Source organism: Fictibacillus sp. WQ 8-8 (assembly GCF_024494405.1).
GTDB lineage: Bacteria > Bacillota > Bacilli > Bacillales > Fictibacillaceae > Fictibacillus_C > Fictibacillus_C marinisediminis.
This window is the reverse complement of the sequence record NZ_JAMXKG010000003.1, coordinates 599,968-625,158: the sequence shown is the minus strand read 5'-3', so window position 1 is coordinate 625,158 and position 25,191 is coordinate 599,968. Positions and strand designations below refer to the sequence as shown.

Genomic DNA, 25,191 nt, shown 5'->3' with positions numbered 1-25,191 from the left:
GACCTTATTATTACAGAAAGGAAGGACGCTGTCAACCCATTTTCCGTCGAAGATTGTCGAGCAGCTGTTCCATATCTTCTGGAAGAGGAACTTCAAATTCCATATATTCCTTTGTGCGAGGATGTTCAAAACCGATCAAACCTGCATGGAGGGCTTGTCCATTGATATCAAGCGTCTTTTTGGGGCCATATTTCGGATCTCCTGCAAGAGGAAAACCGATATATTTCAGATGCACACGAATCTGGTGTGTTCTGCCTGTTTCCAGCTGGCATTCAACAAATGTGAAATCATTGAACTTTTCCAGAACATTAAAATGGGTTACCGCATCTCTGCTGTTTTCATCCGTAACCGTCATCTTTTGGCGGTCACTTTTATCACGCCCGATCGGTGCATCAATGGTTCCCTTGTCGTGAGGCATGACGCCATGAACAATGGCTTTGTATTTCCGTGTCGTAGTCTTTGCTTTTAGCTGGCTCACTAAAGATTCATGGGCCATATCATTTTTAGCAACCATCAAAAGACCTGTGGTATCTTTGTCAATACGATGGACGATGCCAGGCCGAAGAACTCCGTTTATACCTGATAAATCCTTGCAATGGGCCATGAGACCATTAACGAGAGTACCTGAATAATTTCCAGGAGCCGGATGAACCACCATTCCTCTTGGCTTATTCACGACTAGCACGTCGAAATCCTCATAGACAATATCAAGATTCAATTCTTCTGCTTCAACATCCAAGATTGTCGGTTCGGGAATCGTGATGGAGATAATATCCCCTGCACTGCATTTGTAATTGGTCTTGACCGTTTTGCCGTTGACCGTTACCATGCCCTCCTTCACCCAATTTTGGACTTGAGACCGCGACCAGTCTGATTCAATGGAAGTTACCACCTTATCAATTCGCTCAGACTGTTGTTCTTCCTCTATTTTAACCTCGATGTGCTCCATTCATGTTCTCCTTCTTATTCTTGCTTTCCATTAATGTTTGAATAAATATTAGTATGACACCAATAACCAGTGCGGAATCGGCCACATTGAATATCGGATAGTTATAGTTCGATATCTTGACGTCTAGGAAGTCAACGACCTCTTTCCTGATGATACGGTCTAAAAAGTTCCCGGTTGCTCCCCCGAGCACAAGACCAAGCGCTGTTCGCAGCAACGGCTGATGTTTAGCGTGCTTCTGCATATAATAGATGACCGCAGCGATAACAGCGATCGTAATGATGACAAAAAACCACATCTGATTTTGCAGAATACCGAAGGCAGCTCCTCTGTTCCGATGTGAGGTTATGTAAAAAACATTTTCTATGACCGTAATACTTTGTCCATAATGCATGTTTTTAACGATCCACCATTTTGTCACCTGGTCGAGGCCAAGCACCAAAAGTGCAAGAAGATAATAGTACACTTTGTTTCCTCCGATTCCTAAGTTTATACTTTCAAATTTTAGCACAGGCTGAAGGCCAAGCACAATCCAAAGACTAAATTATTTAGCTTATCATCGCCATAAGCATCAGTATGCAGAAAAGGGGCTGTCCTGAAAGTCGAAAATTGACCTTCAGGAGCTCCTTTGACGTGAAAAATCTTCAATGAAAAGTTGATTGGAGTGCAAGGTGCGAGACTCCTGCGGGACTAGCGTGACAGGTGAGACTCCCGCAGGCTCTTGCGCCAAGAGGCTCACCGCACGCCCCGCGGAAAGCGAGCAGCCTGGAGCGGAGATCAACAGCTACCAGACTTCTTGGACAGCCCCTTTCAGCTACTCACACTCATGTATCTCTTTTTGCTTCTGAACTTTGCTTCCATAGATGATGAAACGGACAGGACGAGGCTGCCGTCTCATCATCCCTTAAATAATATTGTTTCCATTCTTTATTTTCGGCATCTCCATACTTTTTTAATTCAGGGTGGATTGGAGCGGTATCATAGGTTGACAGTCGATCCCTGATCCATTCAGACATCTTTTCTGCCTTTCTCTGGTCTTCATTGAAACAGGAAAGCACCCACCTCGGTGTAAGAGCGAGCATAAAAAAGGGAAAGTAACGGCTGTACCTTTTCACATGTGCGGGTGTTCCGCAAAATACGAAATATTGTTCCAATCCATAACAAAACTCCCAGGTAGCATCCTCTGGATCATTTGAAATATGTGCCGGCCAAGGTTTTTTGTCAAGCGATGAAGTTCTTTTCATCAAGTCCCAAAAAACTTCTTCGTACGTATTTACCGTTTGATACTCTTCAGGATGAGCCGGATCATTATTAAAGAAAACAACAAGAGCCGAATAAAGGCCGGTTTCACGGGAGCACTTTCCATATGAATCCAGCAGTTCTGCAAAGGCTTCAGAAGCTTCCCTGCTTTCTGGACGGGGTGCGAAACCATAACGGATATGGCCGAGCTGATACCCTTGAATGGCGGGAATGCAGGGAAATTTAAGTTCATGATTCGTCATCTTGCTATGAAAAGCATGGAATGCATTCCTTTTCCAATCGTCAAGCAGTACAGATGCACTCTCCTTGTCATATAACCGTTCCATACTCAGCCTCCTTGCTTTTACATTATTTCAAAGCAAGTGGTTAGGTGAATGTCCATACAAAAAGCAGAAAATAGCCTAAAAAAAAGCCGTCCTCCTCAAGCCGCAATGATTGCGTCGTCAGAAAGACAGCTATTCTTTATTCACTATTTAGTTTTCATAATTTTTAGTTACAATCTCTGCACACGATGCACAAAGTGTAGGGTGTTTTTCATCAGAACCAACTTCTGGTGTTACAACCCAGCAGCGCTCACACGTTTCGCCTTCAGCAGGCTTAACAGAAACCGCCAAGTGATCATATTTTACTGCCCTTTCAGGAGCATCATCTCTAAAACCGCCAATCACTGCCTCTGAAACAATAAACAGTTTATTAAGGTCCTCTACATTTTCAAGCCAGCTCTTCACATTTTCTGCAGGATACAGGGTGATAGACGCTGTAAGGGACTTCCCGATTACTTTAGCATTTCTTGCTTCCTCAAGTGCTTTTAATACTTCATCACGAAGATCCATAAACAGATCCCAATCTTTCATCAATTGGTCTTCGCCAGGATAAGTGACAGAGTCCGGCATGGTTGTTAATTGAACACTTTCCTCTGTAACACCAGGAATGTAGTTCCAAACTTCGTCTGCCGTGTGGGCAAGAATTGGAGCTGTCAATTTTGTGATCGCCATCAGTGCTTCATAAAGTACGGTCTGTATGCTTCTGCGTTTAATATCGTCCTCTGACTGAATGTAGAGAGTATCCTTAGCAATATCAAGGTAGAATGATGACAGATCGATGGTACAGAAATTATGGATCGCGTTATAAACAGACAGGAACTGGTACTCATCATAAGATTTCTTTACCCGGTCGATCAGTTTATTGAGTTTAACGAGCATGTATTGATCGATCTTGCCAAGTTCTTCAAAAGGAACAGCGTTTACTTTCGGATCAAACCCATTAAGGTTTCCAAGCAAGAAGCGCAGTGTATTACGGATTTTGCGGTAAACTTCAGCTACTTGTTTCAAAATATCATCGGACACTCTGACATCTGCCTGATAGTCCACAGAAGATACCCATAGGCGGATAATGTCAGCGCCAAGCTGGTTCATGACTTTTATTGGATCCATTACGTTGCCGATGGACTTACTCATTTTTCTTCCTTCACCATCAAGAACAAAACCATGGCTAAGAACCGATTTGTACGGTGCCTTGCCTGTGATCGCTACTGATGTGGAAAGAGATGAGTTAAACCATCCGCGGTACTGGTCAGAACCTTCCAGATAGAGATCAGCCGGACGGCTTAGATCTTCGCGTTCTTCAAGAACACTCCAGTGAGAAGATCCAGAATCAAACCATACGTCCATGATGTCTGTTTCTTTAGAGAACCTGCCGTTCGGACTGTGATCAGACGTGAATCCTTCAGGAAGCAGTTCTTTTGCATCTCGTTCGAACCAAATATTCGATCCGTGTTCACGGAACAGTTTTACAACATGCGCGATTGTTTCTTCCGTCATGATCGGTTCACCGTTTTCTGCATAGAACACCGGAATAGGAACTCCCCATGCACGCTGTCTTGAAATACACCAGTCTTCACGGTCTTTGATCATGTTAAACAGTCTTGTTTCGCCCCAGTTAGGAATCCAGTTCACTTCTTTAATAGCGTCCAGCATCTCTTCACGCATTCCTTTAATAGAAGCGAACCATTGAGCAGTAGCCCTGAAGATTACCGGTTTTTTCGTTCTCCAGTCATGCGGGTATGAGTGGGTGATGAAGGACAGCTTTAAGAGCGCGCCAGCCTCCTCCAGCTTCTGTGTGATTGGCTTGTTAGCTTCATCATAAAACATGCCTTCAAATCCAGGAGCTTCACTTGTCATAACACCACGGTCATCGACTGGGCAGAGCACTTCTAGTCCGTATTTTTTACCGACAAGGAAGTCATCTTCCCCGTGTCCGGGTGCTGTATGGACACACCCAGTACCTGCATCAGTCGTGACATGTTCACCGAGCATGACGAGGGATTCACGGTCATAAAGAGGATGCTGTGCAACAACATGTTCAAGATCTTTACCTTTTACGGTTTTAGAAACCGTCACATTCGTCCATTCTAATTCTTTTTCCAGCTGCTCGACTAGCGCCTGTGCCACTAGAAGCTTTCTCCCCTCTGCCTCAACAACGACATAGTCAAGATCAGGATGAACGGAAATACCGAGGTTTGCCGGAATGGTCCATGGTGTCGTGGTCCAGATGACGATGCTTACGTCTTGATCAAGTACGTTTTTTCCGTCTTTCACCGGGAACGCAACATAGATAGATGCTGAACGTTTGTCATAATATTCGATCTCTGCTTCTGCTAATGCAGATTCAGATGATGGAGACCAATAAACAGGCTTCAATCCTTTGTAGATGAATCCTCTTTTCACCATTTCGCCAAATACTTCGATCTGACGGGCTTCATACGCTTTGTTCAGGGTGATGTACGGATTCTCCCAATCTCCGCGTACTCCCAGTCGTTTAAACTGATTCCGCTGGCGATCCACTTGTGTCAGAGCATATTCTTCACACCGTTTACGGAATTCTGCAACCGACATCTCTTTTCTTTTTACTTTTCCGCTCTTGGTTAAGGCGGTTTCAATTGGAAGGCCATGTGTATCCCAGCCAGGAACGTATGGTGCATGATAGCCTGTCATGGATTTATAACGGACGATCATATCTTTTAAGATCTTATTCTCAGCATGCCCTACATGGATATCTCCATTGGCATAAGGAGGCCCGTCATGAAGAATGAAGGAAGGTCGCCCTTTCGTATGTTCCTGCACTTTATTGTAAATATTCAGATCTTCCCATTTGGCTTGAACTTCCGGTTCACGCTGAGGAAGATTGCCCCGCATCGGAAATTCTGTTTTAGGCATTAATAACGTGTCTTTGTAATTCATATTTTTCCTCCTACATCTATCGAAAAAATCATTTCCAACTGCTCACATGCATACAAAAAGGCCTTCTCGTCACTGTGAAGGGACGAGAAGGCCACCCGCGGTACCACCCTAATAGGTTTCAAAATGAAAGAAACCCGCTTTGCAATCGTATCGTGAAAGAACGCCAGGCTTACTTAGTGCAGGTTCAGCCTGGAAACTCCGGGGTGATCTTCTGTACAGTCCATTTACCGGTCTTCCACCATCACCAGCTCGCTTACTTGAAAAATGGATTCTCTACATACTTTCCCTTTCATCGTTGCCAAAATATAATAATCTTTAAAGAATTATATGCTTAGGACGAAAAAACGTCAAGCGTTCTATTTCATCTCCAGTTCGTATTCTTCACCACGTTCTGCAGGCTGAAGAGCATCCCAATCCTCATTCTTCAGCATTTCCAGCTGAGCTTCGATGAGCATGCGGAAACGGGTGCGATAAACAGAAGACTGCTTTTTCAATTCTTCGATCTCCATCGCGATTTTTCGGGATTTAGCCAGCGATTCATTGATAATTCGGTCCGCGTTCTTTTCCGCTTCCTTTACGATCAGCCTTGCTTCTTTTGTTGCGCTTCGTTTAACTTCCTCGCCTGTTTCCTGAGCAACAAGAATAGATTTGTTCAATGTTTCTTCAATGTTTTTAAAATAGGAAAGCTTCTCTTCAAGCTTTTCTACGGTTTCTTCCAATTCTCTTCTTTCGCGGATCACTGATTCATAATCTTTAATTACTTGATCAAGAAAATCGTTGACCTCATCTTCATTATAACCCCGAAATCCCCGGGTAAACTCTTTATTATGAATATCCAATGGTGTTAAAGGCATTTCCGCCACCTCCGCTAATGATGCTTTCTATTAATTACCTAGTTTCGACAATTGTAATGCCAATCCTTCTAAACTGTATAATTTATTGTAAAACTCCGTACCTTACCCGCCATCTGTCTTTCTTTGTCTTACCTTCAACAGCGATCAGTTTGCTCCTGCCGTATCCTCTTAAAGATAAATAATCTCCAGGTTCAACTGGGAAAGACACTTCTTCAGTAACCCTCCAATTGACCTTTGCTTTCGACCCTTGAATGAGAGGGCTGACTTTTGACCGAGAAAGCCCATAGATCTCAGAGAGAACCACGTCAAGCCGCAATGAAGAAACTGTTCCTTCTTTCATTTCATAAATCTCGTCTGATTCAATGAGATCATTTTCAGACACTTCTTTCAGCTTAACACTCGCTTTTCCGATTCGCTCTAAGTTAAGGCAGACGTAGTCGCTCACATCGCCTGCAACAACGATCTGCATCCTGTCCTTGTTTTGAAGGATATCACCAAACTTTCCTCTCTTCATTCCAAGGTTCATCAGAGAGCCGAGAACGTCTCGATGCTCCATCGTTACAAACTTTGCTGGATAGTGAATTTCCAATACAGAAACTTCAAAATCCTTTTTCTCGGGTACAAAATAAGAAGGATAGATTAATGCTCTCTTTCTCTCAGAAAAAGAAGAGCCTCCCCAGAACGCCAGGGAAGCCTCCGAGCCTTTTCCAATCATGCTTTCAGCGATATCCTGCTCTCTTGGATCAAGAAAATCAGTCAGTTTAACAGAATATCGTTCCTCAGCTTCAGCCTTCCACTGCAGCACTTGATCAATAAAGGGATATTCTTCTTTACGAAAATGCTGATATATGTTCATCTATGCTCCTCTGCCTTTAGGCCAGGTATTGGCCAATCCAGTAAATAACCATTTTCACACCAGCTTGTGCAAACGATAATGCAAATAATGCGACGATCGGAGAAATATCAATCATGCCAAGCGGCGGGATGATTCTCCTGAACGGCGCCAAGTATGGCTCCACGATTCTGGCAATAAATTGGCCGATGGAAGATTCCCTTGCATTCGGGAACCATGACATTAATATGTACGCTATGACTATATATCGATAGATAGTGAAAAGTTCGCTAACAAAGTTCCCAATCTGATATACCAAAGAAAGCCACCGTCCTCGTATTATTCGCCTTCCAGCATTTCCGAAATCGATCCGGAAATATCTACGTTTTCCGGTGTGCACAAAAATGTGTTAGGACCTAATTTTTGTATATCTCCACCGATCGCATAAACGGTTCCGCTTAAAAAGTCGACGATCCGTTTTGCCTGATCATGTGGAATGCGCTGCAGGTTCATGACAACCGCACGCCTGTTTTTTAATTGATCGGCAATGTCCTGTGCTTCCGCGTATACTCTCGGTTCAACAAGGACCACCTTGGATTGCTGATGAATACTTTGCAGGCTGACGACGTTCTGCTTGTTTTTCTTTGTTTGAGCAGGAGGATATTCACTCTCCACAGCCTCTGCACCATCCTCTTCAACTACCTCTTCATATACATATTCATCTTCTTCAAGGTCAAAAAAGCGCTTGAATTTGTTCTTTATGCTCATGATTGGCACCTCCTAAAATTCTTTGCCGACCAGGCTGGTCCCAATTCTGACGAACGTTGCTCCTTCCTGGACAGCTATTTCATAATCATTAGACATTCCCATGGAAAGCTCAGTGCATGGCGCAAATTCGTAATGCTTCGCCTGTATGTCATTTTGCAGCTGTTTAAGTGTTGAAAAAACAGAACGAAGGGTTTCCTCATCTTCTGTATGAGGAGCCATGGTCATCAGCCCTACGATCCGGATGTTTGGAAACTCTTTCATATTATCGACATATGATAGAGTTTTTTCAGCCGACAACCCATGTTTTGTTTCTTCTCCGGAGACATTGACTTGAACAAAACAATTGATGACACGGTCTGCCCTCTTATCGATCTCCTTAGCAAGCGAAAGCCTGTCCAATGAATGAATATAGTCAACGTAAGGGAGAATTTCCTTAACTTTTCTGGACTGAAGAGAACCAATAAAATGCCACGTCACATCATCACCAAGAACCTCATACTTTTCCTTGAGGCCTTCCGGACGGTTTTCACCGATGTGCTCAACGCCAGATTTCACTGCATCCACAGCCGTTTCAGTACTCACATATTTCGTCACGGCAATAATTTTAACGTCCTCTGGTTTTCTGTTTTTTTTCTTGCAAGCTTCAGAAATATTAGTTTGGATGACTGAAAGATTTTGCTGGATATTCACGTTCTGCTCCTTTCAAACGCCCGATATAGCTCATGATCCTGCCGGTTTTTCCAAGTTCCTTGCGATGAGAAAAAAATTGTTTATTATTGCAGCTGGTGCAATAAGAAGTTTCAACAATATTTTCCTCTTTCATGCCTGCCTGAATCAGGATCCTCTTATTTACTTCCCGCAAATCCAGCAAATAATGCGTCTCGTCTATCTGACGGTATGGAAAATTTGCTGTATCAGCCGGAAGCGCCTTGTTGACTTGCTTGATAACAAATTCATCTACCTCATAGCAGCAGCATCCGATCGATGGGCCGATTGCTGCAATGATGTCATCGGGCCTGACACCTTCAGCCTTCACCCATTCATCAACCATGTTTGCTCCGATCTTGCCGACTGTACCTTTCCAGCCTGCATGGGCAAGCCCGACAAGTTTGCTTTGGGGACTCAAAAAGAAAAGCGGCACACAGTCAGCGTAAAGTGAGGTTAGTAGTAGGTCTTCTTCTGATGTATATATTCCATCGGTGCCTTTAATCGCGCTTGCCAGATCTTTTGCGCCCTTTCCAGCATCCTCATGCGTAACTTTTTTTATGACTGCCTGATGCACCTGCTCAGTTCCGACCCAGTGGTCTAAAGCAGCTCCAATGGAAACACTTGCGCTCTGCCGGTTTTTTAGAACATCCTCCGGGTTGTCTCCGACATGGAATCCTAAATTCAATGATTCATATGGATGCTTGCTAAAACCATTACGCCGTGACGTGATGCCTGCTGTTAATCCGGCATGCTGGTTCATCCAGTCAGCCAGTTTAAACATGCTGCCTTGTTGTACAAATGGTTCAGCTCTCAAAACCGCACACTTCCTTCTGTGAAAAGTATTATCAAATTGAGACGGATATTGGGTTATTATGCTATTTATTTTATCACAGATGAGTCTTGAGCGTATAATGCTATTTACTTTTTCAGCTGATCAAAAGGTTCTTTAATATATTCTCCTGAATCCTGAGCGTCCATATAGCGGACAAGAATGACATCTGTCCCGATCTTTACGATATTTCTCCATGGAATGACAATATCACTTTCTCTTGCAAAAAAGCCGAGCATTTTTCCTGGCCCCGGTATGATCAGTGATTCTATCTTTCCCGTGCTTAAATTAATCTCCAGATCAGCGATATGTCCAAGTTTTTTGCCGTTCGCAACATTTACTACGTCCTTGACCTGAAAGTCAGAAATCTTCATCATCGTATCCCCGCCCTTCTTTTAATAACTATATGAGCGAGCTTGTAAAATCATGTACAGCAAACAACCCGCTTTATCAGCGGGTTGTCTTTTTAGCTGCTCTGTATATTTTTGTTCATCTGTGAGATGGCCGCTTTTTCCAGACGCGAGACCTGGGCTTGTGAGATTCCAATCTCATCGGCGACCTCCATCTGCGTTTTGCCTTGAAAAAATCTCATCGTCAGAATCATTTTTTCTCTTTCATTAAGGCGCCTCATTGCTTCTTTCAGGGCAATTTCTTCAATCCACTGAAAATCTTTAGCCTTATCATCACTTATCTGATCCATTACGTAGATCGGATCGCCGCCGTCATTATAAATAGGTTCAAAAAGAGAAACGGGGTCTTGTATGGCATCCAGTGCAAATACCACTTCTTCTTTAGGAACCTCCAGCACTTCAGCGATCTGCTGTGCCGTTGGTTCCCTTGAAAGCTTATTCATAAGCTGGTCTCTTACCTGCAACGCTTTGTAAGCGATATCCCGCAGAGAACGGGATACCCGGATGGGGTTGTTGTCCCGCAAATATCTTCTGATCTCTCCAATAATCATAGGAACTGCATACGTGGAAAATTTTACATTTTGACCAAGGTCAAAATTATCGATGGATTTCATTAGGCCAATACAGCCGACCTGAAATAAATCATCAACAAACTCCCCGCGGTTGTTAAATCTCTGGATAACGCTGAGAACTAAGCGCAGGTTGCCGTTTACTAACGTTTCGCGTGCAGTAGGATCCCCGTTCTGCATCTTTGTGAACAATTCACGCATTTCGGGATTTTTTAATACTGGAAGCTTAGACGTGTCTACTCCGCAGATCTCTACTTTGTTTCGGGTCAATGGATTTCCCTCCTACCGGGAGTTTTTTGTCAAAGTCAGTATTTCCCTGGCAGGAATTTTTATGCAGTAGCTTCATCTTCAGGAAGTAAAGCAGGATGCCGGAAATCATGCGGCAGTATAGCTTAATTGACTGGAAATTATTTTCAAAATAAGCAGAAGGGTATAAGCCAGCTGTTCCCCCCTGCTATAGGAGTTTCAACCATCAGTATTCGATGCCAAATTTCAATGCCAAATAAAAAAAGAGGCTGCTGCCTCCAATCAGACCATTTTATTAAATTCCTTTTGCAGCCGTTTAATAATTCTCTTCTCCAATCTTGAGATATAGGACTGAGATATCCCGAGCATATCAGCCACATCTTTCTGGGTCTTTTCTTCCCCTCCAGATAGTCCAAATCTAAGCTCCATGATCTGTTTCTCCCTGTCATTTAACGTAAATAAAGCCTTCAAAAGCAATTTCCGATCGACATTCGCCTCTAATCGGCGTGTAATAATATCCTCTTCTGTCCCGAGGACATCTGATAATAAGAGCTCATTTCCATCCCAGTCAACATTCAGCGGTTCATCAAAAGAAACTTCTGATCGTGTTTTGTTATTTCTGCGCAAATACATAAGGATTTCATTTTCAATGCATCGGGATGCATATGTAGCCAGTTTTATTTTCTTTTCAGGATTGAACGTGTTTACCGCTTTGATCAGTCCGATCGTACCAATACTGATTAAATCCTCTATATTGATCCCGGTATTCTCAAATTTTCTTGCAATGTAGACGACCAGCCTTAAATTCCTTTCGATGAGCAATGATTTAGCAGCCTTATCGCCGGATGGCAGCTTTTCAAGGAGTACAGCTTCTTCCTCCTTGCTCAGCGGAGGCGGAAGCGCCTCATGGCCGCCTATATAATGGATTTCCTCCGTTTTGATCCCAAGCTTAATTAACAGTTTGTACCAAAGAAGTGTCAGTTTCAGACGAAGCTTTCTCACTTTGCCATTCTCCCCTCTCCTTATTCTATGAGGCTGCTATGCTCTCGATACCTTTTGACATGACTTCTGGATGCACAATGCAGGTAAACGCATTTTCACTTGATAATGCTGTATATGTTAACCCGATAAGAACTCTCGAACATGAAAAGTTCCCCTGTTTGCTTTTGATTACGACTTCATCCGGCTTGATGGCCGGGAGAAATTCACTGTCTTTCCCCACAGCACGAAATGGAATAATCCGCAGGCGTGATTCCCATGAATGCCCCGAGGCACCAATTTCGTTAAATGACTCCATATCTTTAGAAAACGCTATGATTTCCGGTGGAAGGTGTTCTTCGTGGATATTCAAGTCAAGGATCATTACAGGCACCTTGGTGATGGGGTCATGCAGCTTGTTTCCGCTGTCAATCAGCCCGGCAGCTTGTATGCATGTATCCTCAATTCTGATTTCCACCCCCACCAATTCTGTATAATGGAGTTTCTGCACTTTAATGTCATCCACTCTTCTTTTGGAAAACAGCCATACTGCCGGAAAGCCGATACAGACAAACGCCCAGCTTAAAAGATCACCCTTTCCTGTACTCTTGGTCGCCAATACACCATGCATGATCGTTAAATCTGTCTGTAAGAAATAATGTGCCGCAAAAAGCCCCCCTCCTGTGACAAACGTTACAAAATAAAACATCCCAACATTTTTAGCGAAGTATGAAAATTTTTGAAAACCAAATGACACGACCATGATGATCAAGGAAAAAACAAATTTGATGAGCGGATGATACATGCTGATATCCGTAGGAATGAAAAGCAGCAAAACATACGAAGATCCGATGAAAGAACCCGCAGCCAGTCTCCATTTTTGCATTTTGCGTTTTAACACCATTCCGGTTAAAACAATCAGCAGAAAATCAATGCAAAAATTAAGAAACCAAATGACATCCAGATAAAGTGTCATTTGTTTTCTCCTTTCTTTAGAGTTGAAACAAGTATAAAACAGGCGAAATATAAAGTCTGTCAATTTATGAGACAAGATATCTTTTTATTTTAAGAGATTTTGTCATAATCTACTGCTTGCAAAAAACTGTTTTGAAGGCATAAAAAAACACCTTTCATAGTCTGAAAGGTGTTTTGCAAGTATTGTTGGCGCTTCTGCTTTTCTTAGTTATCTTCTTCGGTTACGGTTGCGGTTGCGAAGGAAAGTAGGGATATCCAGTGTATCAGAATCGGATTGTGAAGGCGGAGCCGGACGGTTTTCGTTCGTCACTTCCTCACGCTGGTTTCCTTGGCTAGTTGGAGCCTTTGGAGCCTGCTGCTGGAATTTTGGACGCTGCGCCTGTGCCTGCATGGCTTGCATGTTTTCTCTTTCATCGAAACCGGTCGCAATAACAGTCACCAGAATTTCATCTTTTAAATCTTCATTGATAACAGACCCGAAGATCATGTTGACTTCAGGATCTGAAGCAGAGGATACAATATCTGCCGCTTCATTAACTTCATAAAGGCTTAGGTTGGCTCCTCCAGTAATGTTCATCAGGACACCCTTGGCACCGTCGATTGAAGTTTCAAGCAATGGTGAAGAAATGGCCTTTCGTGCTGCCTCAGCTGCTCTGTTTTCGCCAGTGGCAATACCAATACCCATTAGAGCAGAACCTTTTTCAGTCATGATCGTTTTAACATCGGCAAAGTCAAGGTTGATCAATCCAGGTACAGCGATCAAGTCAGAGATCCCTTGTACACCTTGTCGCAATACGTTATCTGCCTCACGGAAAGCTTCAAGCATCGGAGTGTTTTTATCAACGATTTCTAGTAGTCTGTCATTTGGAATGACAATCAATGTATCTACTTTTTCTTTGAATACGCTGATTCCGCCAACAGCTTGAGTAGAACGTTTTCGTCCTTCAAACGTGAAAGGACGGGTAACAACACCTACTGTCAATGCTCCCATTTCCTTAGCGATTTCAGCGATTACAGGAGCTGCACCTGTTCCAGTTCCTCCGCCCATACCGGCAGTAACAAAGACCATATCGGCCCCGCGCAGGGCTTCTTCAACCTGTTCCCTGCTCTCTTCCGCCGCTTTTTTTCCAATTTCCGGGTTGGCTCCTGCACCCAATCCCCTAGTAAGCTTTGAACCGATCTGCATTTTAATCTGAGCCTTTGAAAGGTTTAGTGCCTGGGCGTCAGTATTCACGCAAATAAATTCTACTCCTTGTACACCGTGCTCAATCATGCGGTTAACAGCGTTGCTTCCGCCGCCGCCGACACCAATGACCTTAATTGTAGCTAATGAATCCATGTTCATATCAAACTCTAACATGAGCGTTCCTCCTAATGACTAGTTAAACCTGTCTCTTATTCGAAAAATAAACCAAACCAATTTTTCATTTTGGATTTCATGCCGCCTGCGGTTTTATCACTTTGCTGCTTTGCCGCTTGAGGCTGTTTCTTTCTTTGCTGGACCTCTGCTCCCTCAGTAAGGGCAGAAGCTACCTCTTTTCCTTGTACCTTAATGTTGCGGTACGTAAATTGGATGAGGCCGATACCTGTCGTATATTGCGGCTCTCTGACGCCGATATAATCCGGCAGGGAGACCCTGACATTGTTTTGGAAAATTTCCTGTGCCAATTCCAGCAATCCAGGCATCGCGGCAACACCACCGGTTATCACAAATCCTCCTGGCAGATCTCTATAGCCTCTTCGAATGAGCTCTTCGTCAGCTAGTTCGAGCATTTCAGCAATACGGGCTTCAATAATAAGAGCCAGATCGTACTGACTGATCTCCTGATCTGATGAGGATCCAATCTGAGCGACAGAAAACGTTTCGTCTTTTGATGCATGATCAACAAAAGCATGTCCATGCTTGACCTTTATTTTTTCTGCATCTTCAGCAGTCGTTCGAAGTCCGATAGATATGTCTTTAGAAATGAACTCTCCGCCGAATGGAAGAACGGTGGTCATCTGCATTGTTCCCTGATCAAATACGGACACTGTAGTTGATCCTCCGCCGATATCGATTAAGGCTGTTCCTAAGTCCATCTCATCCCTGGTAAGGGCTATTGAAGCAGTAGCCAGTGGTTCAAGACAGATATCAGCAACTTGCAGCCCCGCTCTTTCCACGCAACGCAGTAAATTATGTAATATGGTCTTAGATCCTGTTACGATCGTTCCTTCCATTTCCAGCCTGACTCCGAGCATACCGCGCGGATCAATAATTTCATCGGTTCCATCAACAATAAACTGTCCAGGTATGACATCAATAATTTCCCGTTCAGGAGGAATTGAAACTACTTGAGCAGCATCAATCACGCGTGCAATGTCTTCATCCCCAATTTCACGGTCTTCACTGGAAACAGCAACTACACCATGGCATGGCTGAAGCTGAATATGATTTCCTTTCACACCTACAATTACTGCATTAACCGGTATACCAAGCATTCGTTCTGCCTGTTCAACCGCTTTTTTTATGGAACGAACAGTTTCATCGATATCAACAATAGATCCTTTTTTTATTCCTGCAGATTTTGAGTGACCTACACCAATTACATTAAAGGATTCACTGGTCATTTCTCCAATGATAACTTTAATATTGGATGTACCGATGTCTAAACTTACATAAATCTCGTTGCTGTTCATTCTTTGGCACCTCCTTGAGTTTAAAATGTCCGTTATATACTATTCGTCTATCCGTTATGTAATTATATCGGTATACGAGTGGGTTAATTAAGGAATAAATTCCACAAACAAGGATTATTCCCTCTTTTTTTTCTTAAGTTTTTAAGAAAATTAACTGTTTTTTCTAGATTTGCTCCATTTTGAAATAATAAGCCGGCGAATGACAGCTATATTATTAAACAATCTGACGCCAAAAGCAAATATTGCCGCCAAATATAAATCAATTCCAAGATGTACCCCTAGATAGGCAAGGCCTGCAGCAAGCAGAATATTAAAGAAAAACCCGCTGATAAATACCTTATCCTCGAAATTCCCTTGCATGTGGGCCCGAATTCCTCCGAACAACGTGTCAAGCGCTGCCAGAACAGCGATAGAAAGGTAGTTTGTATATTCATAAGGAATCCGTATTTCAGATAAAAAACCCAAAACCAGACCAATGATTAAAGCCAAGACCGGCAGCCACATTATAATTCCTCCTTTGCCTGCTTCATGTATTTTACACGGATGGGTTTATCGTAAGCGGGCAGTGTCAGCTGGTTTTGTGGCTTAGAATCAATGTATAGGTTCTCCCTCACAAAATCTTCCGCAGATTGCGAAGCAATAATTTTATTTTGAAGTTTTTGGGCATCATCTGATAATACTTTGATTTCAATAGGAAACGAGCCGAGCGGCTGGTTATTTATGTAGGTTTCGCCATTGACTTCCCTGATCGGTGTAGTCGAGATGATTCGCTGGCCATCCACTGAAATATCCTTTGCTTCATATCTGTTCAGTTCATTGATCAGCCTTCTGATCAATTCCGGATAGAGTTTTGGCGCTTCTCCTTCATTAAAGGGTTCGATGGTGATCAGAATTCCTTGTCCGCTCACTTCTGTCAAACCTGCCGCCTCTTTTAAGTCATTAAGCGCTTTTTCCATCGCCTCTGTTTTTTCCTTCTTTCGTGATTGTTCATAATCATCTAAAAGATCCTGATACTTTTTGATTTCATTGTTTAGATCCTGCTGGCGCTGTTTCTCTTTTTCCAAGTCCGCACGGAGTTCCCACGTATCTCTTGTGTCTCTCGTTATGGGATTGTTGGTTGTCTGAAACTGAATGGCCAGCATTACGCCCAGAATGCAGGCAACGCCGGCGAATATTGCTTTTCTTTTGTTGTTCAATTGGCTCATCCCTCTTTGCTTAAATAAGGATCCATCGTAATTCCATCCTTTGTCGCTACTCTAACTTCAATGCCATCATTGACGAGATCACTGACTACAGATAAATTCAACGATTTTTCCATTATTGACTTATCTCCGATCGCTGTAATGGTAAAAGGAGCTGGATATTGATTGCCGTCTACGCTGACGACCGGACCCACGCATGTGATATAGCTGCTGTGGGAAATCCTTTGTCCGTTAACAGCAACAGCTTCCGCTCCTGAAACAAGCATTTCGTAGATCACGCTTCGAATGTGCTCTTCATGAACAATATAATTATTGGGATTCTCACCATCTGGAACATAAGATGAGTCCGAGAGGGTTACTTCAATTCCTGGACCCTTAACTTTAACGCTTCCAACTACTTTCCTCATTTTTTTCAGGTCTTCAACTAAGTTATAGGATTTCTTCTCCTGATCCGCTAGTTTGTTTTCTCTTTTTTGAATTTGAAGCTGAATTTTTTTTAATTCCCCGTTCAATTTCCGGTTAGTCTTTTGGGTTCTCAATATACCGCTTCTCAAACCATCCTCTTGTTTCCACTGGCTGTTCGTTTCATGAGTCGCTGCTTCCTTTTTCGTAATTTGATAGGAGTACGATAGAAAAAAGCCTGTCACGAGCATGATGATCGAAAAGAAAACATACTTACCTGTCGGTTTCACTCTTAGGTGCCTCCTCTTTGCCGAATTCATGGAAATACGTGCTGACATCCATATTGATAACCCCTTTTTGATGAGGTCCCAGCTGCTGTACGATGGATGGGTAAGCCTCCATTTTTCTGGCAAAATGGGTGATCGAGGACCTGACTTCGTAACCGTCTGTCATATAAAGAATGATTCGATTGCCGTCCTTGCTTTCAGTATCTAATTGAATCTCAGAAATACGGTGGGTGATCCCTTTCGTCAGCTTGCCGAGTTCCTTCGCCATAGGTTTCAAGAGCTTCCGGTCCTTCCAGTCTGTGATGATTGGTGCGTTTACTGGCAACGAGCCCTTTTTCATACCAGCAAGGAGTTTCCCGCTTTCGAGAACAGGATAATATTTTCCATTTTCCTTCAGATAGCCTACTCTATGAAATTCCTTCACTTCTATGATGAGATGATTGTAGAACTTTTTATGTACATCAACAGAGGAGATCTCCCCCATTTTTAGTATGCCTTTTTGAATGTCTTCATCCGACAGGTTCAGAAAAGAGGTGTGAGGGCTGATTTTCGCCGCTTTAATAATGGCTTGGTCGCTGATGTTTTCGTTCCCGCTCACGGTTATCTTTTTTATGTCACTGAAACTGGATTGGAAATAGACAAATACCAATATCAGCAAAAAGAAAAGGGACAAGTAAATAATCATTCTTCTGTTTGTTTTTTGTTTGCGCTGCGTTTTTAATTTGGGAATGCGGTCTTCAATCGTAACAACTTTTTCCTTGTCCATTTCCTTTCCCCCGTGTAAATACAAATAACTGAATACCATCCTTCATATGTAAAGAGAAAGGAAAACAGCTCTGCAAGCTATTCTCCTTCTCCAAAAGGAACCATCCAGTCCGATTTATGTCTATTAAATTATAACATAAGTTAACGTGAACGATGTGGCATTTTTTAGCTTTTTCTGCCGATTATCTCCACTTCGGTCTCGATATCGATATTGTGCAGTTCTTTGATCTTTTTCTGGATCAGCGAGATCAGATCCAGGACATCTTTCGCTTTGGCATTTCCAGTGTTTACAATAAAGTTAGCATGCATGTCAGAGATCTGTGCACCCCCGACAGTTGTTCCTTTTAAACCAGAGGATTCAATAAGCTGGCCCGCATAATTCGGAAGAGGATTCCTAAATACGCTGCCGCAGCATGGATAGTTCCAAGGCTGTGTATTTCTGCGGTAGTCCTTATTCTTTTTCAGTTCAGCCATTATGGTTTCTCTGTCGCCTTTTTCAAGAAGCAGAACGGCTTCCACGCAGATCCCGCCGGTTTTCTGTAGTACTGAGGTACGATAAGAGAACTCCATTTCTTCATTGGTGAGCCATTTCAACTCCCCATCCGGAAAGAGGACCAATGCTTCTTTCAAGATATTTGACATGTCTGATCCATGAGCTCCGGCGTTCATGAATACGGCTCCGCCGAGAGATCCTGGAATTCCTGCGGAAAATTCAAGTCCTGAGTATCCTTCGCGGGATAGAACGGTAGCCAGTTTGACGAGGGAATACCCCCCTCCAATCCTAAACTCGCCCCCATTTTGTTCAAGGCTGTCTAGACCGTCACCTAGCTTTATGACGACTCCTTCGATTCCTTTATCCGATACGAGCAAGTTTGATCCTCGGCCGATCGGACGGAAAGGTACACCTGCTGCTTTAATGTATTCCATTGCTTTTTTAAGAGAGTCTGTATTGTTCGGCTCAAAAAAAAGATCTGCAGGCCCTCCGATTTTTAATGTAGTATGGTTTTTCAGCGGCTCATTTTCCAAAACTTTACCTAAGTTTTCATTCCGCAGTTGATCTGCCAGTTTATTCAAAAAAATCCCCCCTATATCACACAAAATCTATTATCATATTTTATATTATTTCGCAGAAGTATGTTTAATATTTTCCATCAGCTTTACCACATTCGCTGCAGCCCCTGGCATACCCAGTTCTTTTGAGGCCTGGTGCATTCGTTCCCAGTTCTCCTGGTTAAGCAAGATATTGTCCACTTCTTCAAGAAGCAATGAACCATTCATATCTTTTTCAAGAATCACAACAGCCGCTCCGTTCTGTTCAAGAGCTCTCGCGTTCTTTTCCTGATGATTATTGGTCACGTATGGGCTCGGTATTAAAATACTAGGAATTCCAAGCGCCGTCAATTCCGCGATAGATGTGGCCCCTGCCCGCGCAACCACAAGGTCAACACCTGCAAGAAGTTCGGGCATGTTGTGAACAAAAGGAACAATGGTCACATTCGCCGGGCTTCCTGACTGGCTGACCGCCTTCAGGACGTTCTCATGATGCACGTCACCTGTAACATAGACGAATTGATAGCTCTTCTTCTCTGCTTCTGTAAGCACATCCAGAAACGCTTCATTGATTGGGCGGGCTCCCCGGCTTCCCCCTACAATCAATACTGTCTTCTTCTCCGGATCGAGGTTCAATGATTGTCTTCCTTTTGCACCGTCAGTTCCAATGACCTCAGAAGCTCTGGGATTCCCAGTGAAAACAACTTTTTCCTGAGGAAAATAACTTGCGCTCTCTTCAAATGAGATCGCAATTTTCTTAACATACTTGCTAAGAAACTTGTTTGTCAGGCCTGGGACACTGTTCTGTTCATGGATCAGCGAAGGAATCTTCAGGCTGCTCGCCGCATATACGACTGGTCCGCAAACATATCCTCCTGTGCCCACTACAACGTCCGGCTTAAATTCCTTCATGATTTTCTTGCAGCGGGAAACACCTTTTAAAAAACGCATGACCGTTTTTGCGTTTTCCATTGAAAGACTTCTTTTAAAGCCTGTAATATGAATACTTTTAAAAGGGATGTTTTCCCTCGGAACGAGCTTGCTCTCAAGCCCTTTTTCTGTACCGATATATAAAATCTCCGCATCCGGATGAAGTTTCTTAATCTCATTTGCAAGCGCAAGAGCAGGATAAATATGTCCTCCCGTACCTCCGCCGCTTAACACAATTCTCATAAAGCACCTCCGTAAAACTGATTAAAAATAATACAAACCCTGTCACCACACTGACAGGGCATGCGAGAGACAAATAAGCTAAAACCGCTGTGAGGACACTGTACTTCCAGCTGTTTCACTTCTTTGTCCATAAAATTCAGCATGTAAGACGCTGCTTAATACTTGGCATATCGGCTGATGTTCAGCAGAACCCCGATCGATGCAAGCATGAGAGTCAGTGATGATCCCCCATAGCTGATCAGTGGAAGAGTGATCCCTGTGACCGGCATAAGACCTGTGACTACTCCGATGTTAATCATTACTTGAATAGCAACCATTCCAATAATACCAATTGCCAGAAAGCTTCCGAACAAATCAGGCGCGCCGAGTGCAATTCTGACTCCCCTCCACAGAAGGATGCTAAAAAGCAGCAAGACCAATGCACCGCCAATAAATCCAAGCTCCTCTGATAGAATCGCAAAGATAAAGTCCGTCTGTGGTTCTGGAAGGTAACCAAACTTTTGTCTGCTCTCACCAAGTCCGAGCCCCATCAATCCGCCGGGACCCAATGAATACAGAGATTGAATGATCTGAAATCCGCTTCCAAGCTCGTCACTCCATGGATCCAAAAAGGAGGTAATCCGCTTAATCCGGTATGGGGCTGATATGATCAGACCGGCGAATCCCACAAGCCCGACGAACCCTAGTCCTACAAAGTGGGAGATTCTTGCACCGGCTACAAAGATCATAACGATGCTCGTTCCTACCATGACAGAACCTGTACCGAGATCGGGCTGCAGCATGATCATCGCGAACGCCAGCATAACAAGGCCTAATGTGGGCAGCAAGCCCTTCTTAAAGGACGTTATCTTTTTTTGATGTTCTGCTAAATATTTAGCCAGAAAAGTAATCATTGCAAGTTTCATAAATTCTGAGGGCTGGATGGAAAAGGCTCCCACTCCAATCCAGCTTCTTGCGCCCCCCCGCACCATTCCCACTCCTGGGATGAGCACGCCTACCAGCAAAACAAAACATATGACTAAGAGGATCTTTGCCCAAGTACGCCAGGTCATATAATTGACATTCATAATAAAAAACATAGCTGCCACTCCGACTCCGGCAAAAAGAAGCTGCCGTTTAGCGAAGAAGAACGGATCGTTGAACTTTACAAGTGCCCAATCCGCACTGGCGCTGTAAACCATAATAATTCCTATGGATAATAGAAGCAATGTCGTGCCAATTAAAATAATATCCGGTGTTGTTCGTGTCGCAGGCAAAAGAAACACCTCAACTCTTCTGTATTTGCTCGTTCCAAAACCAGCATGTACAAACTCTACTTAAGTTTATGCACAGAGTTGATAAAGATGTCCCCTCTTTGTTCAAAAGTTTTAAACTGGTCCCAGCTCGCGCAAGCCGGGGATAGAAGGATAATATCGCCTTCAGAAGAATTCTGATATGCGGCAGGAACGGCTTCCTCCACATTATCAACAAGTTTAATATCTTCTATTCCGGCGTCTTTTGCAGCTCGCTGCAGCTTAGGCGCTGTTTGGCCAAATAAAATAATCGACTTCACTTGTTTCAGCTGCGGGATCAAATCATCAAATTCGTTCCCTCTGTCCAATCCGCCGGCAAGAAGAATAATTTTTTGCTCAAACGCAGAAATGGCTTTTTGGGTAGCCAGTATATTGGTAGCTTTTGAATCGTTATAAAATTTCCTGCCGTTGACCTCCGCTACGTACTGCAGGCGGTGCTTGACACCGGTAAATGTATTTAACGTTTCCTGAATCTGTTCATTATTCGCTCCAGCTAGCTTCGAAGCGGCAACAGCGGCAAGAATATTCTCAAGGTTGTGCTGCCCAGGAAGAACAATATCTCTCAAAGAGATGATTTTCTCTTCTCTAAAATAAAGGCTTCCATCTTTTATGTAAGCCCCATCATGGTATTCTTTCGTCACAGAAAAGGGAACCTTCACCGCTTTTGTGCTTTGAGCCAATTCACAAACTCTCAGGTCATCCGCGTTATAAACCGCGAAGTCTTTCTCTTTCTGGTTGGCAAAAATCCTTCCCTTTGCTGCTGCATACTCTGCAAGTGAACCGTGATAATCCAGGTGCGCCTCAAAAATATTAAGAAGAACTGCGATTCTTGGTGCATACGACTGTGTTCCCATCAATTGAAAACTTGACAATTCTGCAACAATAATATCTGATTCGTTTGACCTGTCTGCCACTTCAGACAGAACCGTTCCGATGTTGCCTGCAACTACAGGTTTGCGTCCGCTGTTTTTTAGCATCTCTCCCACCAGGGTGGTCGTCGTAGTCTTTCCGTTAGATCCCGTAATGGCAATCATCTCAGCACGGGATACCTTTCCGGCGATTTCTACCTCGGTGATGACAGGAATGCCGCGTTTAACCGCCTCACTGACAATCGGATTGGTATAAGGAATTCCGGGATTTTTCACAACAAAGTCTGTCGGACGGTCCAATAAGGATAATGGATGATCCCCGCAGACTACTTCATAGCCTTCACTTGAAAGTTTTCTTGCTTGTTCATTCTCTTCCATCGGCGTTCGATCGTTCACGACGACGTTCGCACCATAAGTCTTAAGCAGCTTGGCAGCAGCGAATCCGCTTTTAGCCAAGCCGAGAACTAGTACATGTTTTCCTTGAAAATTTTTCATATCGTTCATTTTATACCCACACCTCTAAATAGATTCCAAGGGCAGCGAATAACAATCCGACACCCCAGAAGGTTACAACGATTCTCCATTCCGACCAGCCGCTGAGTTCATAGTGGTGGTGAAGAGGACTCATCTTAAAGATTCGTTTTCCTCTCGTCTTAAATGACGCAACCTGAAGCATAACCGACAATGTTTCGATAACGAACACACCGCCAATGATCACAAGCAGAAGTTCCAGTTTCAAAATGATGGCAATAGCACTTATGGCTCCCCCTAGAGCGAGCGACCCTGTATCACCCATAAAAACTTTTGCCGGATGGGCATTGAAAACTAAAAAGCCGAGAACGCCCCCGACAACAGCTACTGAGAACAACGCAGTTTCATAGTGGTGGAGGTTGGAAGCAAGAACCGCGAATGCCCCAAAAGCAATGGCGGCTGTTCCCGCAAGAAGTCCATCGAGACCATCCGTTAGGTTCACCGCGTTAGAAGCTCCTATCAGCATGACGACGACAAGAACGGGATAAAACCAGCCAACATCAAAGGAAAAATCCGTCCCTGGTACACTGATCTCTGTTGAAAAACCTGTTTTAATAAGTCCAATGTAGAAGATTGCGGCAATAACCAGCTGTCCTACCAGCTTTTGTCTGGAAGTGAGCCCTAGATTCCTCTTTTTTACGACTTTGATAAAGTCATCCAGAAAACCTACGATCCCGTAACCTACTGTTACAAGAAGAAGCAAATACGTCTCCGTCTTCATTCCAATGAATTTAAAAGTCATAATATACGCAGCCAGCGAAAGGGCGACGATAATAATAATGCCTCCCATTGTTGGTGTACCCGACTTCTTCTGATGAGATTTCGGCCCTTCTTCCCGAATGCTTTGCCCGAACTTTAATCTTCGTAAGAATGGTATGAAAAATGGCGAGCTTAAAACAGCAATTAGAAAAGAAGCAAGAAGTGTAAATAGTAATACTTGTTCAATCATTTCCCTGCCTCCTGAACATCCTCAATAAATGGTTTAATGATGGTCTCCAGCGCCATCCCGCGTGATGCTTTAAACAGAACTGCCGTGTCCTTCGAGAGCAGAGAGCGAATCGCATCAGACGCCTCTTCTTTTTTGTTGAAAATGGAGACGTTTAGCCCAGGTTTACCCTTTTTTAATACTTCCTCGCCGATCCACTTTCCTTTTTCTCCGATGGCGATAACATCTGTGATTTCAGCATCAATGTACTCTGCTACGCCACGGTGCATCTTTTCTTCCGTCGGACCAAGTTCATACATATCTCCCAGTACAACGGCTTTTCTTTTATAATTCTGCAGTCCTTTAACAGCTTCTATAGCAGCCGCCATGCTTGTAGGGCTGGCATTATATGCGTCATTGATCAGCAGCGCCCCATTCAAGCCGCGGTATTTTTCCAGCCTCATGTTGGTCAGCTTCAGGTTTTTCAAACCCTCATTGATCGCGCTGTCCTCAATGTTCAAATAATGGCCGACTGCGATAGCATATGCTGCATTTTTAACATTATGAGTACCGAGCAGCGGAAGAGAATAAACCATGTTCTCTCCTTCAAGCTCGAATGTGAAGCCATCCTCATCACCATCTTGATTCACGATCTTCACCGTGCAATCTTCACCATAGCCACATTTTAATATATGGGGTGATGACAGATGCTGAAGAAGAGGTTCATCTCCATCAACAATGAGCAGCCCGCTTTCTTTAAGGCCGTCTTTAATCTCAAGTTTAGCTTTTGCGATGCCTTCTCTGCTTCCGAGGTACTCGATATGTGATTCTCCAATATTTGTTACAATCGCCAGATCAGGTTCAGACAATCTGCTAAGTAATGAGATCTCTCCGAAATTGCTCATTCCCATTTCAAGAATGATAACCTCAGTGTCGTTTTCCATGGACAGGATCGTCAGAGGCAGGCCGATATGGTTATTGTAGTTGCCTTGTGTTTTATGGGTTTTAAAACTCGTGGAAACAACAGCTTCCAGCAGATCCTTAGTCGTCGTTTTCCCATTGGAACCAGTTACAGCAATAACGACCGGCTTTATTTTCCTTAAATAAAGCTTAGCCATCTGCTGAAGAGATTCCACCGTATCTTTTACATAAAGGAGAGGGAACGAGCTTTCGAGCCCCTCTGGCAGGGGTGTACCTTCTTTCCAAAGGGAGGCTACAGCTCCCTGCTCAATGGCCTGCATTAAAAAACGATGTCCATCGAATTTCTCTCCAGAGATTGGGATGTACAGCGATTGCGGAGAAGATTGCCTTGAATCTTTGGTTACCTCATGAATCACTGTATTCTCAATGTTTCCAGTAGTCGATACAGCTATCCCTGTTAATTCTTTTAAATCCAATTTCATTG

General features: G+C 43.5%; 26 protein-coding genes and 1 other annotated feature. All 26 genes read right to left on the bottom strand.

Going from position 1 to position 25,191, the window contains the following annotated elements; all coding sequences use genetic code 11:
* Positions 1–31: 31 nt before the first annotated feature.
* Complete coding sequence (locus M1K46_RS08615) at positions 32–949, bottom strand: RluA family pseudouridine synthase (protein ID WP_256225714.1); 918 nt, start codon at positions 947–949, stop codon at positions 32–34.
* On the bottom strand, positions 930–1,412 hold the full coding sequence (gene lspA, locus M1K46_RS08610; protein WP_053354560.1) for a signal peptidase II: 483 nt from the start codon (positions 1,410–1,412) through the stop codon (positions 930–932). Before lspA ends, M1K46_RS08615 begins: the two co-directional genes overlap by 20 nt.
* Before the next feature lie 358 nt (positions 1,413–1,770).
* The gene (locus M1K46_RS08605) at positions 1,771–2,532 is read right to left on the bottom strand and encodes a YqcI/YcgG family protein (RefSeq protein ID WP_256225712.1); all 762 of its coding nucleotides are present in this window, start codon (positions 2,530–2,532) and stop codon (positions 1,771–1,773) included.
* 147 nt (positions 2,533–2,679) lie between these two features.
* The gene (gene ileS / locus M1K46_RS08600; RefSeq protein ID WP_256225711.1) at positions 2,680–5,445 is read right to left on the bottom strand and encodes an isoleucine--tRNA ligase; all 2,766 of its coding nucleotides are present in this window, start codon (positions 5,443–5,445) and stop codon (positions 2,680–2,682) included.
* 75 nt (positions 5,446–5,520) lie between these two features.
* Positions 5,521–5,747: a binding site (T-box leader), on the bottom strand.
* A gap of 54 nt (positions 5,748–5,801) precedes the next feature.
* Positions 5,802–6,299 (bottom strand): DivIVA domain-containing protein, encoded by a 498-nt coding sequence (locus M1K46_RS08595; protein WP_053354563.1) that lies wholly within the window; start codon positions 6,297–6,299, stop codon positions 5,802–5,804.
* An 82-nt stretch (positions 6,300–6,381) separates the two neighbouring features.
* Complete coding sequence (locus M1K46_RS08590) at positions 6,382–7,155, bottom strand: RNA-binding protein (protein ID WP_062231652.1); 774 nt, start codon at positions 7,153–7,155, stop codon at positions 6,382–6,384.
* Positions 7,156–7,171: 16 nt separating this feature from the next.
* Positions 7,172–7,450 carry a YggT family protein gene (locus M1K46_RS08585; RefSeq protein WP_234293161.1) on the bottom strand — a complete coding sequence of 93 codons (279 nt, stop codon included), beginning with the start codon at positions 7,448–7,450 and terminating at the stop codon, positions 7,172–7,174.
* A gap of 20 nt (positions 7,451–7,470) precedes the next feature.
* Positions 7,471–7,899: a cell division protein SepF gene (locus M1K46_RS08580; RefSeq protein ID WP_062231650.1), complete on the bottom strand. Its 429-nt coding sequence runs from the start codon at positions 7,897–7,899 to the stop codon at positions 7,471–7,473.
* Positions 7,900–7,911: 12 nt separating this feature from the next.
* The gene (locus tag M1K46_RS08575) at positions 7,912–8,589 is read right to left on the bottom strand and encodes a YggS family pyridoxal phosphate-dependent enzyme (RefSeq protein ID WP_062231648.1); all 678 of its coding nucleotides are present in this window, start codon (positions 8,587–8,589) and stop codon (positions 7,912–7,914) included.
* On the bottom strand, positions 8,552–9,421 hold the full coding sequence (gene pgeF / locus M1K46_RS08570; protein ID WP_091005337.1) for a peptidoglycan editing factor PgeF: 870 nt from the start codon (positions 9,419–9,421) through the stop codon (positions 8,552–8,554). Before pgeF ends, M1K46_RS08575 begins: the two co-directional genes overlap by 38 nt.
* Positions 9,422–9,525: 104 nt before the next feature.
* Positions 9,526–9,813 (bottom strand): YlmC/YmxH family sporulation protein, encoded by a 288-nt coding sequence (locus tag M1K46_RS08565; protein WP_053354569.1) that lies wholly within the window; start codon positions 9,811–9,813, stop codon positions 9,526–9,528.
* Positions 9,814–9,902: 89 nt separating this feature from the next.
* Positions 9,903–10,685 carry an RNA polymerase sporulation sigma factor SigG gene (sigG, locus tag M1K46_RS08560; protein WP_062231643.1) on the bottom strand — a complete coding sequence of 261 codons (783 nt, stop codon included), beginning with the start codon at positions 10,683–10,685 and terminating at the stop codon, positions 9,903–9,905.
* Between the two features lie 258 nt (positions 10,686–10,943).
* The gene (gene sigE, locus M1K46_RS08555; RefSeq protein WP_053354571.1) at positions 10,944–11,663 is read right to left on the bottom strand and encodes an RNA polymerase sporulation sigma factor SigE; all 720 of its coding nucleotides are present in this window, start codon (positions 11,661–11,663) and stop codon (positions 10,944–10,946) included.
* A gap of 25 nt (positions 11,664–11,688) precedes the next feature.
* Positions 11,689–12,615 (bottom strand): sigma-E processing peptidase SpoIIGA, encoded by a 927-nt coding sequence (spoIIGA, locus tag M1K46_RS08550; protein WP_256225710.1) that lies wholly within the window; start codon positions 12,613–12,615, stop codon positions 11,689–11,691.
* Between the two features lie 207 nt (positions 12,616–12,822).
* Positions 12,823–13,974 carry a cell division protein FtsZ gene (ftsZ, locus tag M1K46_RS08545; protein ID WP_053354573.1) on the bottom strand — a complete coding sequence of 384 codons (1,152 nt, stop codon included), beginning with the start codon at positions 13,972–13,974 and terminating at the stop codon, positions 12,823–12,825.
* A gap of 35 nt (positions 13,975–14,009) precedes the next feature.
* Positions 14,010–15,290 (bottom strand): cell division protein FtsA, encoded by a 1,281-nt coding sequence (ftsA, locus tag M1K46_RS08540; RefSeq protein ID WP_091005330.1) that lies wholly within the window; start codon positions 15,288–15,290, stop codon positions 14,010–14,012.
* 150 nt (positions 15,291–15,440) lie between these two features.
* Positions 15,441–15,794, bottom strand: coding sequence for a small basic family protein (locus M1K46_RS08535; protein ID WP_053354575.1), 354 nt, complete (start codon positions 15,792–15,794; stop codon positions 15,441–15,443).
* Positions 15,794–16,486, bottom strand: coding sequence for a DUF881 domain-containing protein (locus M1K46_RS08530; RefSeq protein WP_053358282.1), 693 nt, complete (start codon positions 16,484–16,486; stop codon positions 15,794–15,796). Before M1K46_RS08530 ends, M1K46_RS08535 begins: the two co-directional genes overlap by 1 nt.
* Positions 16,487–16,491: 5 nt before the next feature.
* Complete coding sequence (locus M1K46_RS08525; protein WP_231689121.1) at positions 16,492–17,184, bottom strand: DUF881 domain-containing protein; 693 nt, start codon at positions 17,182–17,184, stop codon at positions 16,492–16,494.
* Entirely contained in the window at positions 17,168–17,947 is a 780-nt protein-coding gene (locus M1K46_RS08520) for a cell division protein FtsQ/DivIB (protein WP_256225709.1), read from the bottom strand. Before M1K46_RS08520 ends, M1K46_RS08525 begins: the two co-directional genes overlap by 17 nt.
* A gap of 164 nt (positions 17,948–18,111) precedes the next feature.
* A complete protein-coding gene (murB, locus tag M1K46_RS08515; protein WP_256225708.1) occupies positions 18,112–19,020 on the bottom strand; it encodes a UDP-N-acetylmuramate dehydrogenase in 909 nt (302 codons plus the stop codon).
* A gap of 45 nt (positions 19,021–19,065) precedes the next feature.
* The gene (murG, locus tag M1K46_RS08510) at positions 19,066–20,169 is read right to left on the bottom strand and encodes an undecaprenyldiphospho-muramoylpentapeptide beta-N-acetylglucosaminyltransferase (protein ID WP_053354579.1); all 1,104 of its coding nucleotides are present in this window, start codon (positions 20,167–20,169) and stop codon (positions 19,066–19,068) included.
* 155 nt (positions 20,170–20,324) lie between these two features.
* A complete protein-coding gene (spoVE, locus tag M1K46_RS08505) occupies positions 20,325–21,425 on the bottom strand; it encodes a stage V sporulation protein E (protein ID WP_053358283.1) in 1,101 nt (366 codons plus the stop codon).
* A 56-nt stretch (positions 21,426–21,481) separates the two neighbouring features.
* Positions 21,482–22,834, bottom strand: coding sequence for a UDP-N-acetylmuramoyl-L-alanine--D-glutamate ligase (gene murD / locus M1K46_RS08500; RefSeq protein WP_256225706.1), 1,353 nt, complete (start codon positions 22,832–22,834; stop codon positions 21,482–21,484).
* A 1-nt stretch (position 22,835) separates the two neighbouring features.
* Positions 22,836–23,810, bottom strand: coding sequence for a phospho-N-acetylmuramoyl-pentapeptide-transferase (mraY, locus tag M1K46_RS08495; protein WP_053354581.1), 975 nt, complete (start codon positions 23,808–23,810; stop codon positions 22,836–22,838).
* Positions 23,807–25,189 carry a UDP-N-acetylmuramoyl-tripeptide--D-alanyl-D-alanine ligase gene (locus M1K46_RS08490; protein ID WP_256225705.1) on the bottom strand — a complete coding sequence of 461 codons (1,383 nt, stop codon included), beginning with the start codon at positions 25,187–25,189 and terminating at the stop codon, positions 23,807–23,809. The genes mraY and M1K46_RS08490 overlap by 4 nt, the downstream gene beginning before the upstream one ends.
* Between the last annotated feature and the right edge of the window lie 2 nt (positions 25,190–25,191).